Genomic DNA, 15174 nt, shown 5'->3' with positions numbered 1-15174 from the left:
CTTCGCAGCTCCCTTTCGCCCAGGTTTCATCATTTTCGACGAAGCTGAACTTTAGGTAAGTTGCACAAACACGCAGACCCGGTATGTTGCTGGAAACAGCAAATGGATGAACCGTGGAAATCGTCACAACACTCACCGGGCGCTCGATCGACTGGGTTCAGGCCATGAAGGCGACGCGAGAAGGGGCGGGGGAAATTGTCCCGCTTGTCGTGCGTGGAAAACTGAAATCCACGAATAGCTCTAAGCTCTGTTACGGCTTCTTCTTTCGGGACAAGAGCGGGGAGTTTTATGACATCTTCTTCGCGCGCGTTGGCAAACCGAAGAGGACCGCTTCAATTGATGGGGTCTATCATGAGCTCTTACAAGTTTATGATCGGGCCTTTGGCTTTGTGGTACCCGCCTTGACCGAAGAGAACCTCATTGAAGATGGTAAGGATCTCGACCCAAGGCGGCACCGGCTGGTCTGGATGGAGAATCCAGAAGATCACCCAGAGGACAAATGGGTCAGGATTGGTTGACTTTGGGCAAAGAGGCCGAAGGAGAAATTGCAGAGCGCGCCCGGGTCTCTGATTGAAGTCAGCTACTGAGACGATACACCTAGTATACTAGGATAGCTGTCGAACCATCATCATAGGTCGTTGTTCGGGTCTCCAAGGCCCCTGTAAAGTCGAATGTATCGATGATCGTCGCCCAATCATAGAGGTCACTCGAGTCAGTCCTAATGGATTCAGTCCTTGTCCCATCCGAGAACATCATTTCGAACAGATTGCCATCGTCATAGAGATAGGTCTGGCTCAATAGCTGCCCATCGGCACCGTAGAGCTTCTCCACCGACTCCCAATTGAACTGGTCGCCGTCGTCAGTGATGAAGGTCGAAAGCCGGTTTCCTTCCGTATAGCTCGACAGGGCAACACGGCCATCATCATAGGTCATTTCGCGAGTCACCAGATCACCGGAACTCGAGAAAACATCGACATAGCTCTCCCAAGCCTGAACATTTGAAGAGTCATAAACGGTCGCTTCGACCAGACCATCGTCATAGGTCATCGTTCGACTGGAAAGAGTACCCAAAGCGTCGAAGACATCGACATAGCTCGTCCATACGTAGCTATTTGCATGATCTGTTGTAACAATCGAAGTCCGAATTCCATCGACGTAGCTTGTCTCGACCTCACGCCCATCATCATACAGGTAGGTCTGACTCAATAGCTGCCCATCGGCACCGTAGAGCTTCTCCACCGACTCCCAATTGAACTGGTTACCGTCGTCAGTAATGAAGGTCGAAACCCGGCTTCCGTCTGTATAGCTCGACAGGGCAACACGGCCATCATCATAGGTCATTTCGCGAGAGATCATCTGACCATTGGCATTGAAGATGTCGACATAGGAGGACCATGAATGGGCATCACCGAGGTCCGATAGAGTCACCGTTGTTTTGACACCATCAAGGTAGATCGTTTCCTGGACGCGGCCATCGTCATAGTTCCTGACTTCTTTGGATAGGACCCCAAGTTCCGTCTCAAACAGGAGATCAGAAATCGACAGTTCGCTCTCCGTCGTATTCGAAAGCAAAATACTATTTCCATATCCCCACGAGAGAACGACACCGTCAATCGTTTCGATAATCGTAAGGGCCGAGGCAATTGTGCCACCGTTTGTGAAATAGAGCTTGTCGACGCCGCTTTCAAAGTCATGGACGGTGTCAGTGCCGTTACTTTCGCTCGAGAAGACAAACGTATCAGCACCGGTTCCCCCGGTCAGATCATCGTTCCCGAGTCCTCCGTGGAGATAGTCATCCCCCTGACTTCCATTTAGATAGTCATTTCCGGCTCCCCCAAAGAGAGACTGAACGTGAGCACTCCCCACAATTATGTCGTCATGTGCACTCCCAACGATTTGCTCAATCCCATCGAAGGTGTCACCGGCCGCAATGCCGGTACTGTTCAATGGGTTGCCCAGATCAATCAGCAGCCCCTGAGTTGAGGAGCCATAGTCGATGACATCGCCTGTACCGCCGCCTCCGAAGTACGTATCCGCGCCGCCTCCAGCGACAAACGTATCATTTCCAGCTCCGCCCGAAACCGTATCGTCACCATCCAAGTCATAAATCAGATCGTTGTCGTCAGTACCGAAAATCTGCTCGGAAGCTGAAGTGCCAGAAATCTGTGTTCCAGAAGAACCGTTTTCGCCGGTCCCATCACTGCTATCCACGTACTCGGTTTCGGCCAAGAAGTCAGTGATCGAGAACCCACCGTCTTCGGGCCACTGAACGGTGACAGCGTGAGTCCCGTCAGAAATGAGCGTGTTCCCCTGCAACGCTCCACCAATGAGGGCGAAGTTGCCTAGGTAGTCTGGATTGTTGCTGTTTTCGAAGTAGTAGTTGTTGGTGTACCCCACCCAATAGACAAAGAACTGAGATGCTGAGGTGTCGAGATACTCGTCTCCTTCATAACCATCAGGTGGTGGCAGCAAGGCCTCCCCTTCTGGTTGTTCCGGGTATCCACTGTCGCTCCATGGGAGAATCCCGGATTCATAAAAGATTGTGACGTCTGGAGGTATTTCATCCGGAAGATAGCTCAGGTACTCGATCCAATTACCTTCGCTCAGGTGGTAGTGGACACTATAATACCCGGCGTAGAAACCGTTTGTCAGAAATTGCGCTTGGACGCCTTCCGCACCACCAATGTCGATAAGTCCGGTGCCAGCTGCATGAAACCCGAAATCGGTATTCTGCTCCCCACTTAGCAAGAATGTTTCGTATGCTGGAACTGGGAAAAGGCTCGGGAGACTGGAATGGGAAGGGTTTGTGTAGCTAAGAGCGGCGGAACCAGGTCCAATGCTCAAAGTCTCGCCATTGATCTGGAGGATGTCTTGCTCATCCGGGTTCAACACTACTATATCGAATGCAGAAAAGTCTTGATAGCCCAGCGAGGTTGCCGCAGCTTCCAAGTCAAAAAGGTGAAGATTATCTTCGGTTAGGCCCGGCACTTCAATCAGTAACACTGGCCCAGCGGGTCCACCGATATTGTAGACGTCGGATCCCTCACCGCCGAGCACAACTGTTACTCCACTGCTCCTCTGCGAGAGGTCGCCCTCGCCAATTGATTTATCAATGTTGAATACATCGGCTCCGGCACCTCCGCCAATCACAACGGTTTGTGTGCCTGATGTTGTGAACTGGTCGCCACCGCTTGTGCCCACAAACACCTCGACGTTGGCATAGGTGTCGCCAGCAGCATCGCCACCCTCACCCGTTCCACCAGCGAGGTCGATGCTGACTGGGCCCGCGTCGGACTCGAAATACACCGCATCCCAACCATCACCACCATCGATTACGTCGGCACCAGCGCCGCCGATCAGATGGTCATCACCAGCATCGCCAGAAAGAGTGTCGTCATCAGAACCACCGGAAAGGACGTCACGACCTTCTCCGCCAAAGAGCGCATCGGCACCACTACCTCCAACAAGACTGTCCTGATCTTGGCCGCCATAGAGCGTGTCGTTCCCTCCAACACCGAAAAGCCAGTCGTCGTGGTCTCCTCCGTAAAGTGTGTCATCCCCTCCGACTTCATAGGGGCCCAGGTTGTCTCCTACGATTATGTCGTCACCTGCCCCACCGATCCCCGTATCTGATCCCGTTCCGAGATGAATGTAGTCGCTACCTTCGCCCCCATCGACGGTATCGTTGCCGAGACCTGCGTAGATATAGTCTTGGCCTCGTCCGGTCGAAATATTGTTGGCAAATGAACCGCTGTGGTTTACAGTCGCAATAATCAAATCATCAATTTGATCCGTGTTGTTTTCGGTATTTACATCTGCACCCGGACCAGTGTCTATCTCGCCATTTGGGAGAACACGGCTATCAGTATCTTGCAGGACAAGTTCGACGACATTGCCGAACGTGAAGCTATCCGTTTCAATGCCAAACGGGTTATCCGGAATATCAAGTGAACCGGCGGTCCATATGGCACTATAACTCGTCCGTTGGGCCCCATCACTAAGTCCGCTCGCCTCGAGCTCCAACGCCACAAGGTTCTCAAAGGCTACGGCTCCCCCTTCATAATCGGGATTAGCTACTGAGCCATCGAGCAGGTCCCTAGTATCTACCGTTCCGAATATGGCATGTGCAACTTCATGCACCAATATTCTAGTCCAGCCATCAACCTTTATTCTGCCAGTCTCATCGACAAGTACCTTATCGGATCCATTCTCAACGTAGTCAGTTGGCAATGTGACATATCCGAATACAGAGATTCCGGTTCCATCACCAGGATAGGCGGGGTTCTCCGATCGACCGGAAAAAGCCGGCTGGTCCGTCGGATCAATTAAGAGTGGCGATTGTGCCGAAAGCAGAGCGAGTGCATCGGCAAAAGACGTGCTATTGGTCGCAAGCAATCGAAGGGCACCAAGCACCGTCGTTACGAAACTGTCATCGTTCTGCATATCCTGCAGATCTTTGACGGCGACGGATGTCCCCGTCGCAGTATCGACAAACCGAATTGCACCACTCCTATAGAGAAGGTCTATATCAATACTCATTCCTCAGCCTTTTCAGGATAGTTGCATGTCCAAATATCGTTGGCACCCAGATCTATTTTTGACTCAGAAATGCATCTGGCCATAATCACCATATTATATAGAGAGAGGTAGTAACTGTCCGAGACTGAGCCATCTGCCTGAACCATCTGAGTGTAACACATCGAAGCAGATTGCGGAGACTCAGCGCTATCCACGCTACAAACTACAGGGCGCCCTCTGAAAAATACCTGCAGCAGCAGATAATTAAGGTTTGAAGAAATGTGGTCAACATCGAGATCTAGAATGACCACCTCACCTTCACTCTCATCGTCAGAATTCAATCGAATATGTATGTTTAGGTCCTGATCAACATCAATGGCTTGACCTTCAATTGTTGGTTGCTGCGGCGCGAAGATTTCAGACCACGCCGCTTCTGACCAAACCACGAACAGCGTTGAACAGATAATTACCGCGCTTAACCCAACAGAGTGGGCGACTCTGAAGACCGTGATCATTGCTGCCCGCCGGTCTGTGCTATCAAATTGCCAGCACTGACTCGAAATGGGCGAACATCAGTTCGTCCATTTGGCTTTCCTTGGGAGAGTCCATAGCAGCCCGGTTCTGTCCACATAATTGCATAATCCCCGCTACAGGTCCCAATCCAAACCAATCCCTTCATAAGAAGAAACCGGGACCACATCAGACTCGGATGTTTTCACGCATGAGTTGCAGGATCAAGACTGAATATCGCTGATCGGGCAGGCACTATGAAACATAGTTGTGCATAGTTCCGGAAAATCTTCTTTGCAAGACCACGTCACTTCTTCTAATGTCACATACTGTGGATGTGCATATTCCGTGACTATGTAGCAAGAAGGAAAATGAAATGACCAAAATCATGCGTGCGGGGCTGTCTGCGGCCTTTGCTCTGATCGGCGGCGCTGCCATGGCCGCCGGGACCGGAACCGGGATCGAAGCCGGGTTCACCGAAGTTGGCACAGATCTCCAAACTCTCCTGGGCGGGGCCGGTGGTTTCCTGATCGTCATCATCTCGATCGCACTTGCCGCCATCATGCTGGCTGTGGGCCGGGGCTGGGGTCAGGCGATCATCGCATTTGCCGTTGCACTCTTCCTTGGCTACGGCGTCACCGCTCTGCAGGGGATCTCTGGTGTCACCGCCACGACCGATCTTCTGGCTGTCGAGACGCTCGCGATCGAGGCCGACCCGTCACTTTGACCAGGTCGAGCGGCGCGCCTCAGCGGGCCGCTCACACTCAAGGTGCGGGGGCACGATCATGGATACACGTATTGAACAAAGGCTCCAGGACCCGCCACGGGTGCTGATGTTGCCAGCCGATGAGGCGATCTTACTGGGACTGCCCGTCTTGATGGGCCTTCTGGGCAAGCAGGTGATCACCGGGGTGATTGTCGCGGTTACGCTTTGGATGATCTGGAAGCGGATCAAGGGCGATACGGGCCTCGAAGGGGTCGCCGCGGCGGCCTATTGGTTCCTGCCGACGGGCTTTGGGTTGCTCAAAGAGCTTCCTGACGCCTCTGTTGATTTGTGGGAGGCGTGATGACCTTCGACAAGCTTCAGAAATCCATTCGCACAGCCAGACTGCAGCGCAACGCCATCCTCGCCGTTGCCGCGATCCTATTGTTGATCAATGCCGCCCTAAGTGTCCGGCTCTATACGCAGACCAACCAGGTCGTCCTTGTCCCAACCAATATCAGTGACGGCATGGTCGCGCGGGGCGCGTCGGACAAGCGCTATATCGAGGCGCTGTCACTGGACGCGATCTACGGCCTCTACAATGCCTCGCCTGCGAACCTCGACTATGGTCGGACGGTGATCGAGCGGATCGCGGCGGTGGCGGATCGCAACCGGCTGCTTCAGCATTATGACACTGTCGCCACCGATATTCGCGAGCGCGACATCTCGACGGTCTTCTTTCCGCGCCGGATCGAACACAACCTCGACCGTTTGCAAGTGGTGATCGAAGGCGACCTGCACACCTACCTCAACACCGTTCAGATCGCCCGGGAAGAACGCCGGGTGATGCTGAGTTTTGTGGCGGAGGCCGGATCGGTTCGGCTTGCGGCCATCAGCAGACTGGAGACGGACCAATGACCCGACTGATCAAGGGGGCCTTGGCGGTCCTCTTCGCATTGACCGCCAGCGTGGCATTGGCGGCGCAGGTCCTGCGGACCGACCCGGATGGATCAGTGGGCTTCAATGTGTCCACGACGGGCGTGACAAGGGTGAGCGTTGTGGGCGATCGCATCCGCCGGATCGTCAATGACGGCTCGATCTTCGAGATGTCGAATGACGAGGAAACGGGCGACGTGTTCTTCCGCGCGGTGGGCGAGGGGACCGAGAGCGAAACCGGCTACATCGTGACGGAGCGTGGGGTCACCATCGGGTACACGATCCAGCCGGTCGCGCGGTCCGTGCCGCCGGTCCTGATCACGATCAATGGGCAGGAGGCGCCGGAAGAGGAGGCTGCGGCGGCAGACTTCGGGGCAGGGGTCGGTTTCTCGGATGATGTGGCGCTGATGATGTCCGAGATCGTCCGTGAAGTTGCCCGCGAGCATGTACTTGGGCGGGATGTGCCGCGGGGCCGGGACGGTCGGGTCGTGGCCCGAAGCTCGGGTGACGGCTGGACCGCGAGCGTCCGGATCGCGGTGGCGGGCGCCGAGGGGCGGCTTGTCCGGGAACAGGATTTCTATGGAACCGGCGTCCGGGCGGTCTGGATCGCCAACCCGCATCTGCCTGCCGAAGGGCGCACCTTCGTAATCGTGGTGGAGGCGAACTGATGGCTCTGGATCGCAAGTCTCAACAGTATGCGGTTCTGGCACTCGGGGGTGTGAGCCTCGTGGTGGTCGGATACGTGATCTTCGGCGTACTTGGCCCGGATCAGCAGCAGGCGAGCGCCTTTCCGCGCGGCCAGGAAACGATCGACGTGAGTATCGTGGCGGACCGCACCTCTGCCGCCGCCCCGGAAATGTCCTGGGTCACACAAAGCCGGGCCGAGATCGAGAACATGAAGACCCTGATCGAGGATCTTCAGGAAAGCCTCGCGGCCGAACAGGCGCAGGGCGCGCGGCAAATCGCGGTGCTGCGGGAGGAATATGACGAGATCATCGTCCAGCAGGCGACGAAGATCGCGGCGCTGGAGCGACCGGCAGGGGGCGGGGACGGACAGGCTTCGGTGACCCCGGCAGCGACGGGTGGGGTGCAGCCCAACTATGCGGATACGGGCAGCGAGTTCATCGAGCGCCGGACCAATGGCCGGGTCGTGGCAACGCCCCCGGGCCCGCTTGGAAACGGGCGGCGGCAGACCGTCGAAGGGGGCACGGCGCAGGCCAGCACGACGGTGGCGCAGATTGATCGGTTCGGTCAGAGTTTTGCGCTGGCAGCGTCGGCCGAGGAGGAGGCCCCGGCCCGCAATACGCTGCGCAACTACATCCCCGCCGGGTCCTACGCGCCCGCCGTGGTGCTGTCGGGGGCGGATGCGGCAACGAATGTGGTGGACCGGGAGAACCCGATCCCGGTTCTGTTTCGGATCACGGGGCCTGCGGTGACTGCTGCGGCTGGCGGACGCCGGGGCGCGCGGGTCAACATCGAGGGCTGCACGGTTCAGGGCTCGGCCATCGGGGATCTGAGTTCCGAGCGGGTCCGGGTCCGGCTCCTCTCCCTGACCTGTCTGAAACGCAATGGCGAAATCGTCGAGACCCAGATCGCGGGCTATATGGTTGGCGCGGGCAAGGAAGGGGTCCGGGGGCAGGTGGTCAGCCGGGAGGGTCCGCTGGTCACCAATGCCGCCATCGCCGGGGCCTTGCAGGGGCTGGCGACGGCGGCACAGCCAGAGACGGACAGCGACACCGATACGGTCGAGGAGATTGCGCGTAACGCGGCGGCCGCGGCCGGGGCGGGGGGGATCGAGACCGCCGCAAGCACCCTGTCCGAATATTACATCAACCGCGCCGAACAATATCAGCCGGTGATCTCGCTCAATGGCGGGACGCGGGTCGAACTTGTGTTTCTTGAGGGGGTATCGCTGCAATGAGACAGGGATTGGCATGGATCGCGCTCGCAGCACTCAGCGGCTGCGGTGTCCTCGGGGGAGGTAACACCGAACGGGACTTCCTGTGCGAGGCCCAGCTTGGCAGCCCGTGCAGCACGATCTCGCAGGCGGACGGGCAGGGGGCGGGAAGCATCGCCCCCGTGACCGAACGGCCGGAAGACACGGCGATGGGCACGCTCAGCCAGGACCCGCTTGGCACGGGGAAGTTTGGCGGGGCCTATGGCGGGATGCCGGACGGCGGCTACTCCTATGAGAGTGGGCGCTACCGTGTGCCGGAAGTGGTGGGGCGCCTCTGGATCGCGCCCTATCTTGATGAGAACCAGATCCTCCACGAAAGCCGCTATGTGCATTTTGTGCTGGTCGAAGCGCATTGGGCGGAGCGCTGATGGGCTTTGTCAGCGACATGGTGAACCAGCTTTTTGGCGATGCGGGCTGGTCAGAAATGCCGGAGACGATCTTTGACCGCCCGGCGGTCGCGGATCTCTTGCCCTACCGGGTCTATGATCCGGAAACCCGGTTCTTCTACAATGAGAAGACGACCGGGTTCGTGGCCGAGGTGACGAGCACGGTGACGGCCGACATGATGGAGAACCTCCATTCGGCGCTGATCTCCGCGGCGCCGCAAGGCGCGGGCTTCCAGATCCTGAACTGGTCATCACCGGAGATCGGCAAGCGGCTCACAGGCTGGGCGCGGGCGCGGCGAAGTGGCGGTATGATCACCGAAGCGATGGTCGCGGGCCGGATCGGGCTCTTCACGGAGAAAAGCTTCGGGGACGACAATCCGATCAAATGCGTGCCCACGATCCGCCGCCGCTTTGTTGCGGGCTGGATCGAAGGTGAGGCCTCGATCAGTGCGCTTGGCGCCTTGAGAGAGTACCGAAAGTCGGTCTTCGGCGCGCTCGGTCTCAGAAAAGAGGCGGGGCTTGATGCCGAACAGCTGATCGCGCTCCTGGGAGACATCCTGCATGCCGAGCGATGGGAGACAGGGACGGACGGCCAGTATTCCGACGAGCTGCCGATCAACATCCAGATCCCCGGGTCGTCTTTGCGGGTCTCGCCGGAAACCATCGGACTTGCGGGTGACCCGCAGCTGAGCGTGAGGGCAGGCAGCGTGGCGCAGTTCCCGCGCGAATGGAGTTCGCGGATGGGGGCTTTGCTCTTCGGAAGCCCGGATGTGATCAGCGACCGGCAGCATGGTCCGATGCTGATCAGCCTGACGGGGATCGCGATCCCGACCCAGAAGGCCTCGGGTGCGATCCTGAGCCAGCGCATGAAGCTGGAACACGGTCGCAAGACCGGGTTTGCGCGCTTCACCCATGATGTCGATGGCAAGGAGGCGGAGTTTACGGCGCTGGCGGCGGAACTGGAGAGCGGCGAGCGGCTTTTTGAGTGCACAATGTCGGTGCTGGCCTACGCAAAGGGCGGGCGGGACGAGGCGCGGGCTGCCATGACGGAGGTGTCGAAGATCTTCCGTCGGGCGGGCTTTGCCCTGAAGCAGGAGAAGTTCCTGCAATTGCCCCTTCTTCTGGCGTCCCTGCCACTCGGTAGCTCGGACGGGCAGATGAAGGCTCTGCGCAAGTTGATGCGGATGCGTCTTTTGAAGGGCAAGGCACTGACAGCGCTGGCGCCGCTCTACTCGGAATGGACCGGCAACACTGCGGGGGAGGGAATGCTCCTTACGGGTCGGCAGGGTGAAGTCTTCACCTGGTCGAACTTCGCAAGCGACGGCAACTACAACGTCGCCGTGGTCGGCAAGTCCGGGGCGGGCAAGTCGGTCTTCATGCAGGAGTTGATCAGCTCGATCTACAGCTGCGGCGGCAGGGCGCTGGTGATCGACGACGGCTACAGCTTCAAGACGACCTGCGAGATCCTCGGGGGGCGTCATGTGGCGATGGATGGCAGCCAGGAGGTTCGGCTCAATCCTTTCTCGATGTTGCAGGCCGCCAAGATGGACAGCCCCGAATATGCCGCCGAGGCGATCGAACTGGTGACACGGGTGGTGGCCACGATGGCTTCGCTTGGCGAGCAGCGGGAAGGTCGGGTTGCGGGGATCGAGGAAGAGGCGATCGCGCGGGCGGTGACGGAGGTTTGGCGGCTGAAGGGTCCGGCAGGCGAGATCACCGATGTGCTTGCGGCGCTGAAGAGCCGGATCGCGGAAGACAGCCGGTTGGCGGACGTGTGCCGGAAGCTGGAAAACTACGCGCGGGGCGGCAGCTATGGCAGCTACTTTGAAGGGGCGGCGACGATCAACGTCGATACGGCCCTGACCGTGGTCGAGCTGTCGGAGCTGAAGAGCCAGCCGGGGCTGGAGCAGGTGGTGCTTCAGCTGGTGATGTTTCTGGGCACCGAGCTGATGTACAAGACCGACCGCTCGGTGCCGGTCGCGATCCTGATCGACGAGGCCTGGGATCTTCTGAAAGGGCAGGGGACGGCGAAGTTCATCGAGGGCGTCGTGCGTCGTGCCCGTAAATACACCGGCGCGCTGATCACCGGCACCCAGAGCATTGACGACTATTACCAGAACCCGGCGGCGGAGGTCTGTCTTCAGAACTCGGACTGGACGGTGTTCCTGGCGCAGAAGCCGGAGACGATCGACCGGCTGGTGCGGGACGGCAAACTGTCGATCCCCGATGGCTTCGGACCCCGCCTGAAATCTCTGACCTCTGTGCCCGGCGCCTTCTCGGAACTGGCGATCAAGGGACCGCAGGGCTGGGTTCTGGGTCGCCTGGCGCTCGATCCCTTCTCGCTGGCGGTCTTCTCCTCGAAGGGCGCGACGGTCGAACAGCTGAACAAACGCAAGGCGGCGGGCATGAGCACGGTGGCCGCGCTGCGGGACATGGTTGCGAAAGGAGAGGTGGCATGACGCTTCTGAAACCCCTCAGCTACGGGATCTTCGGCCTCATGGCGATGGTGGTCGTGAACCTTGGGATATTGGGCGCGCTGGGGCTTCTGGACCCAAAACCCCAGGCGGGCTGGTATGTGGTCGATGCCACGACGGTGGTGCAGCACTTCCTCGAAGAACGCGGCGATGATCTCGCGGAAGAGGAGATGGCCGGGGCGATCCTCGTCTTCGATCAGCTGGTGATGCAGGAGGCGGAGGCCATCTTTGCCGAGACCGGGGCGCGGCTTGTGAACAAGGCGCATGTCCTGGCGGGTGCGGAGGATGTGAGCCTGCCTTTTGCGGAGCGGGTGATCGCGCGCTGGGATGCGATCCAATGAGCGTGGCGGCGACCCCCGAGTTTGAGCGGCGCGGGCGGTCGCGCCTGCCGCTTTGGCGCAAACTGGCGGCAGGGGTCACGGGGGTCGTGACGGCGGTTGGCTTTTACGTGCTGTCGGCGGGAACGGTGGTTCTGAACGGAACCGCCTCGCTGCCACACACTGGCTATCTGATGGTGCATTGGCCGGTCTGGCCGGTGCGCGGGAGCTACGTGGCCTTTCCGGCGCCGGAAAGCGTGACCGAGGAGGTCAGCGCCTTCAGCTTCGTCAAGCGCGTGGTGGGTTTGGAGGGAGATTTGATCGAGGTGGAAGGGGCGCGGGTCTGTGTTGAGGGGACCTGTCGCACGCTTCTGCCCGAGCTGGTCGAGCGGGGGATCGGTCCGATTGATGCGGGTGCCATTCCTCCCGGGCACGTCTTCGTCGTTGGAGACGCCGAGAACTCGCTCGACAGCCGGTATGGGGCAATCGGCCTCGTGGCAATCGCGGATATCGAGGCGGTCGGGGTCTCTGCTCCGCTGCCGCATTGGACGGAGGTGCGGGGATGGTTCGCTGGCACCGAAGAGTAACTACAACGCTCGCCGTGACGCTGGCCACCGTTGCCGGCGCCGAGGACTTCGGCACGCATGGACCGGTCTGGGAGATTGCGGAGCCCTCGCTTCTTGACACGATCCGGGCGCGGCTGACGGAGATGGAGGCCTCGGGCGAACTGGCCGGGATGCAACAGGAGATGCAGGACCGGACTCGGGCCTATGTGATGCGGCCGCGTCCGGTGATGGGGCTCCTGCCGGTCGAGGAGGAGCGGATCTTCAAGGTGGATCTCTCGATCACGCTGACGCGGGACCTGATGGATCACGAAGGTCGGGTCTTTGCGCGCGCGGGCACGGTGATCAACCCGCTCGACTATTCCTTCTTCAACAAGCGGATCGTGTTCCTCGACGGGGACGATCCGGATCAGGTTGCCTTCGCATTGGAAGAGGGGACCGAGTTGGACACGCTGCTGGTTCTCACGAATGGCGCGCCGCTCGATTTGATGCGGGCGCATGGGCGGCGGTTCTACTTCGACCAGGACGGGATCATGGTGGACCGCTTTGGGGTCCTGCGGCTGCCAAGCGAGGTCTGGCGCGAGGGCAATGTGATGATGGTTCGGGAAGTTCCTACAGGAGGACAAAGCGATGGCTGAAGCCAAACGGAGAGAAAGCCTCACAGAGACCGAGAAGGCGTTCGACTGCGGGGTCTTCATGGCCGGAATCATTTTGCAGCGGCTGCACGACTGCCCTGAGATTGTGGCGGATCTCTGGTTGGAGCTGGGGATTGATCCCTCCTCGGACCATGGCGCGGATCTCGATGATGGGGATCGCGCTGCTATTGCGCAGATCATTGACGGCCGACCGGCACTGGTGGCGCGGGCAAAGCCCCTGCCGGGATACGGAGGGTAGGGCGATGACCAAGGTACCTTCGGAGGAGATCACCCCCGGCTTCGTCTTCGGGGTACGCCTGTCCCGGTCCGACCGCGCCCGGCTGGTGGAGGTTCTCCGCCGGGAGATCGAGGCCGGCAAACGGTCAAACAGCCGGTTGAACCGACTGTTGGCCGAGGATGGAGACACTGGGGAGGGCGAGGCATGAAGCGGCTTCTCACGGGGCTGGTGTTCCTGGTCCTGACACTGGCGGGACAGGCGCAGGCCAAATGCAATGCCCGGTTCCTTAATCCGATTACCGAGGTCTGCTGGGATTGCATCTTCCCGATCTCGGTGGGCGGGATCAGCCTTTTTACCAACCGTCCGGATACATCGAACCAGTGGTTCCCGCTCTGCGCCTGCTGGGACACGGTTCTGCCCCGGATTGGTTTGTCGATCGGGCTCTGGGAACCGGCGCGCCTTGTGGATGTGGCCAATGAGGCGGGCTGCTTCGTCAATATGGGTTTTGACATGGACTTCGGCCTCTTCGCGCCAGGGATCTCGACGGCCACGGCCCAATCGGGCGGAGAGACCGGATCGGCCTGGCAGGCGCACTACTACTATTACCCGCTGATCAGCTGGCTCGGGACGGTGGTGGACGGGCTTTGCCTGGAGACCACGGTCTTTGACGTGGCCTATATCAGCGAGATCGACCCGCTCTGGAACGATGTGGAACTGGGCAACCTGATCAACCCCGAAGCCATCCTCTTCGCCAACCCGATTGCGCAGGCGGCCTGTTCGGCTGAATGCGTTCGGGCCTCTTCGGGGTATCTGTCGATGGATACGCTCTTCTGGTGCAATGGCTGTCAGGGAGCGCTTTATCCGATGGCGGGTGAGGTCAATGCCTCCTACGGCGGGATCATGGCCAGTGAATCGGTGGCCGCCCGGCTGACCGCCCGGATGCACCGGTTCGGACTGGCAAGACGAACGGCGAGCAATCCGACCCAATGCGAGCCGCGCTTCGCGCCGATCATCCCCAAGAGCCAATACCGGATGCAGGTGACGCGGCCACGTCCAACGGTCGGCGGGCGTTACGCCTGTGCGCCGATGGGATCGAGCACCCAGTTCGTGGACGCTTTCCGGGAGTTTCCGTTCCGGGGCGAGAGCTTTGGCTGGCTGATGTGGAGGAAGAGAAATTGCTGCGCACTTTGACCCTTCTTGGCCTTCTGGCGGCAAGCACAGCTGTTGCACAGGCAGCAGACCAGACGGGGGACCCAGAGGATGGCCCAGTTCAGTTCGCCCCCGGCGCGGATGGGGGCCTCGGCATCTCGATCCCGGATGTTCTGGAGGAGGCGGAGCGTCTGGGGGAGGCCTGGGAGGAGAGCCTCGATATCCAAAGCGCTGACAGCTTCGAGCGGGACTATGACATGGAGGCGCTCAGGGACCGGGCGCTGAACAATCCGCGGGTACGGGCGCTTCTGGGCGCGGAGGGGGATGATCTGACGGGAGAGGCTGAGGAACAGCGCTACGGCAGCAAGCATGTCTTCCTGATGGCGAGCTTCTCCATGCCCGACACCGTGCTGCGGCCCCTGATGCAGGAGGCGATCGCGCTCGATGTGCCGGTGATCTTCCGGGGGTTTGTGAACAACTCCGTCTTCGATACGCAGGCCGCGCTGCAAGAGACCTTCGGGGATGATGCGGAGCTGGTGGGCTTCGGAATCGACCCGACGCTCTTTGCCCGCTTTGGTGTGGACCGGGTGCCGACCGTGATCGTGGCGGCGGAAGAGCTCGATGTCTGCGAAACCCAGGGCTGTGAAGGGGACCCGGTTCCGGCGCATGACCGGCTGACCGGAAACATCCCGCTGCGCGCGGCACTGGAGATTATCGCGCGGGGCGAAGGCGATGCCACGCGGCAGGCGATGGAGGTTCTGGCGACCCATCCGGTGCTGCCATGAGAG

At 59.6% G+C, this 15174-nt stretch carries 17 protein-coding genes; 15 read left to right on the top strand and 2 right to left on the bottom strand.

Features of this window, described 5'->3' with window-relative positions:
• Window positions 1-113: 113 nt before the first annotated feature.
• Window positions 114-518: a hypothetical protein gene (locus tag EU803_RS14995; RefSeq protein WP_129684299.1), complete on the top strand. Its 405-nt coding sequence runs from the start codon at window positions 114-116 to the stop codon at window positions 516-518.
• A gap of 79 nt (window positions 519-597) precedes the next feature.
• Here the strand turns inward: EU803_RS14995 and EU803_RS14990 are convergent, their stop codons facing one another.
• Together EU803_RS14990 and EU803_RS14985 are read right to left on the bottom strand one after the other, a co-directional pair.
• On the bottom strand, window positions 598-4539 hold the full coding sequence (locus EU803_RS14990) for a calcium-binding protein (protein ID WP_129684297.1): 3942 nt from the start codon (window positions 4537-4539) through the stop codon (window positions 598-600).
• Entirely contained in the window at window positions 4536-5033 is a 498-nt protein-coding gene (locus EU803_RS14985) for a hypothetical protein (RefSeq protein WP_129684295.1), read from the bottom strand. Before EU803_RS14985 ends, EU803_RS14990 begins: the two co-directional genes overlap by 4 nt.
• Window positions 5034-5404: 371 nt before the next feature.
• Here EU803_RS14985 and EU803_RS14980 point away from each other — a divergent pair, with 371 nt between their 5' ends.
• The 14 genes from EU803_RS14980 to trbC are packed head-to-tail and all read left to right on the top strand — an operon-like array spanning window position 5405 to window position 15171.
• Window positions 5405-5755: a hypothetical protein gene (locus EU803_RS14980; protein WP_129684293.1), complete on the top strand. Its 351-nt coding sequence runs from the start codon at window positions 5405-5407 to the stop codon at window positions 5753-5755.
• Between the two features lie 58 nt (window positions 5756-5813).
• Window positions 5814-6095, top strand: a complete 282-nt coding sequence (gene traL, locus EU803_RS14975) for a type IV conjugative transfer system protein TraL (protein WP_129684291.1) — start codon at window positions 5814-5816, stop codon at window positions 6093-6095.
• Window positions 6095-6649: a TraE/TraK family type IV conjugative transfer system protein gene (locus EU803_RS14970; RefSeq protein WP_129684289.1), complete on the top strand. Its 555-nt coding sequence runs from the start codon at window positions 6095-6097 to the stop codon at window positions 6647-6649. The genes traL and EU803_RS14970 overlap by 1 nt, the downstream gene beginning before the upstream one ends.
• Window positions 6646-7335, top strand: coding sequence for a type-F conjugative transfer system secretin TraK (locus tag EU803_RS14965; RefSeq protein ID WP_129684287.1), 690 nt, complete (start codon window positions 6646-6648; stop codon window positions 7333-7335). The genes EU803_RS14970 and EU803_RS14965 overlap by 4 nt, the downstream gene beginning before the upstream one ends.
• Window positions 7335-8588, top strand: a complete 1254-nt coding sequence (locus tag EU803_RS14960) for a TrbI/VirB10 family protein (RefSeq protein ID WP_129684285.1) — start codon at window positions 7335-7337, stop codon at window positions 8586-8588. The genes EU803_RS14965 and EU803_RS14960 overlap by 1 nt, the downstream gene beginning before the upstream one ends.
• Window positions 8585-8992, top strand: coding sequence for a TraV family lipoprotein (locus EU803_RS14955; protein WP_129684283.1), 408 nt, complete (start codon window positions 8585-8587; stop codon window positions 8990-8992). The genes EU803_RS14960 and EU803_RS14955 overlap by 4 nt, the downstream gene beginning before the upstream one ends.
• Window positions 8992-11469, top strand: a complete 2478-nt coding sequence (locus EU803_RS14950) for a TraC family protein (protein WP_129684281.1) — start codon at window positions 8992-8994, stop codon at window positions 11467-11469. The genes EU803_RS14955 and EU803_RS14950 overlap by 1 nt, the downstream gene beginning before the upstream one ends.
• Complete coding sequence (locus tag EU803_RS14945) at window positions 11466-11825, top strand: hypothetical protein (protein ID WP_129684279.1); 360 nt, start codon at window positions 11466-11468, stop codon at window positions 11823-11825. Before EU803_RS14950 ends, EU803_RS14945 begins: the two co-directional genes overlap by 4 nt.
• On the top strand, window positions 11822-12388 hold the full coding sequence (lepB, locus tag EU803_RS14940; RefSeq protein WP_129684277.1) for a signal peptidase I: 567 nt from the start codon (window positions 11822-11824) through the stop codon (window positions 12386-12388). The genes EU803_RS14945 and lepB overlap by 4 nt, the downstream gene beginning before the upstream one ends.
• Window positions 12364-13002, top strand: coding sequence for a type-F conjugative transfer system protein TraW (gene traW / locus EU803_RS14935; protein ID WP_129684275.1), 639 nt, complete (start codon window positions 12364-12366; stop codon window positions 13000-13002). Before lepB ends, traW begins: the two co-directional genes overlap by 25 nt.
• Window positions 12995-13258, top strand: a complete 264-nt coding sequence (locus EU803_RS14930) for a hypothetical protein (RefSeq protein ID WP_129684273.1) — start codon at window positions 12995-12997, stop codon at window positions 13256-13258. Before traW ends, EU803_RS14930 begins: the two co-directional genes overlap by 8 nt.
• A 4-nt stretch (window positions 13259-13262) precedes the next feature.
• On the top strand, window positions 13263-13445 hold the full coding sequence (locus tag EU803_RS14925) for a hypothetical protein (protein WP_129684271.1): 183 nt from the start codon (window positions 13263-13265) through the stop codon (window positions 13443-13445).
• Window positions 13442-14428, top strand: coding sequence for a TraU family protein (locus EU803_RS14920; RefSeq protein WP_129684269.1), 987 nt, complete (start codon window positions 13442-13444; stop codon window positions 14426-14428). The genes EU803_RS14925 and EU803_RS14920 overlap by 4 nt, the downstream gene beginning before the upstream one ends.
• Window positions 14413-15171: a type-F conjugative transfer system pilin assembly protein TrbC gene (gene trbC, locus EU803_RS14915; protein ID WP_129684267.1), complete on the top strand. Its 759-nt coding sequence runs from the start codon at window positions 14413-14415 to the stop codon at window positions 15169-15171. The genes EU803_RS14920 and trbC overlap by 16 nt, the downstream gene beginning before the upstream one ends.
• Window positions 15172-15174 lie beyond the last annotated feature (3 nt).

The organism is Loktanella sp. IMCC34160 (genome assembly GCF_004145845.1).
Taxonomy (GTDB): domain Bacteria; phylum Pseudomonadota; class Alphaproteobacteria; order Rhodobacterales; family Rhodobacteraceae; genus SELP01.
This window is presented reverse-complemented; position numbering and strand designations above follow the sequence as displayed.

Coding starts and splice junctions, on each gene's coding strand:
- traW (WP_129684275.1), top strand. CDS start 12,364: ATGGTTCGCTGGCACCGAAGAGTAACTACAACGCTCGCCGTGACGCTG.
- EU803_RS14985 (WP_129684295.1), bottom strand. CDS start 5,033: ATGATCACGGTCTTCAGAGTCGCCCACTCTGTTGGGTTAAGCGCGGTA.
- EU803_RS14955 (WP_129684283.1), top strand. CDS start 8,585: ATGAGACAGGGATTGGCATGGATCGCGCTCGCAGCACTCAGCGGCTGC.
- EU803_RS14990 (WP_129684297.1), bottom strand. CDS start 4,539: ATGAGTATTGATATAGACCTTCTCTATAGGAGTGGTGCAATTCGGTTT.
- EU803_RS14925 (WP_129684271.1), top strand. CDS start 13,263: ATGACCAAGGTACCTTCGGAGGAGATCACCCCCGGCTTCGTCTTCGGG.
- traL (WP_129684291.1), top strand. CDS start 5,814: ATGGATACACGTATTGAACAAAGGCTCCAGGACCCGCCACGGGTGCTG.
- lepB (WP_129684277.1), top strand. CDS start 11,822: ATGAGCGTGGCGGCGACCCCCGAGTTTGAGCGGCGCGGGCGGTCGCGC.
- EU803_RS14930 (WP_129684273.1), top strand. CDS start 12,995: ATGGCTGAAGCCAAACGGAGAGAAAGCCTCACAGAGACCGAGAAGGCG.
- EU803_RS14920 (WP_129684269.1), top strand. CDS start 13,442: ATGAAGCGGCTTCTCACGGGGCTGGTGTTCCTGGTCCTGACACTGGCG.
- EU803_RS14970 (WP_129684289.1), top strand. CDS start 6,095: ATGACCTTCGACAAGCTTCAGAAATCCATTCGCACAGCCAGACTGCAG.
- EU803_RS14980 (WP_129684293.1), top strand. CDS start 5,405: ATGACCAAAATCATGCGTGCGGGGCTGTCTGCGGCCTTTGCTCTGATC.
- EU803_RS14960 (WP_129684285.1), top strand. CDS start 7,335: ATGGCTCTGGATCGCAAGTCTCAACAGTATGCGGTTCTGGCACTCGGG.
- EU803_RS14945 (WP_129684279.1), top strand. CDS start 11,466: ATGACGCTTCTGAAACCCCTCAGCTACGGGATCTTCGGCCTCATGGCG.
- EU803_RS14965 (WP_129684287.1), top strand. CDS start 6,646: ATGACCCGACTGATCAAGGGGGCCTTGGCGGTCCTCTTCGCATTGACC.
- EU803_RS14950 (WP_129684281.1), top strand. CDS start 8,992: ATGGGCTTTGTCAGCGACATGGTGAACCAGCTTTTTGGCGATGCGGGC.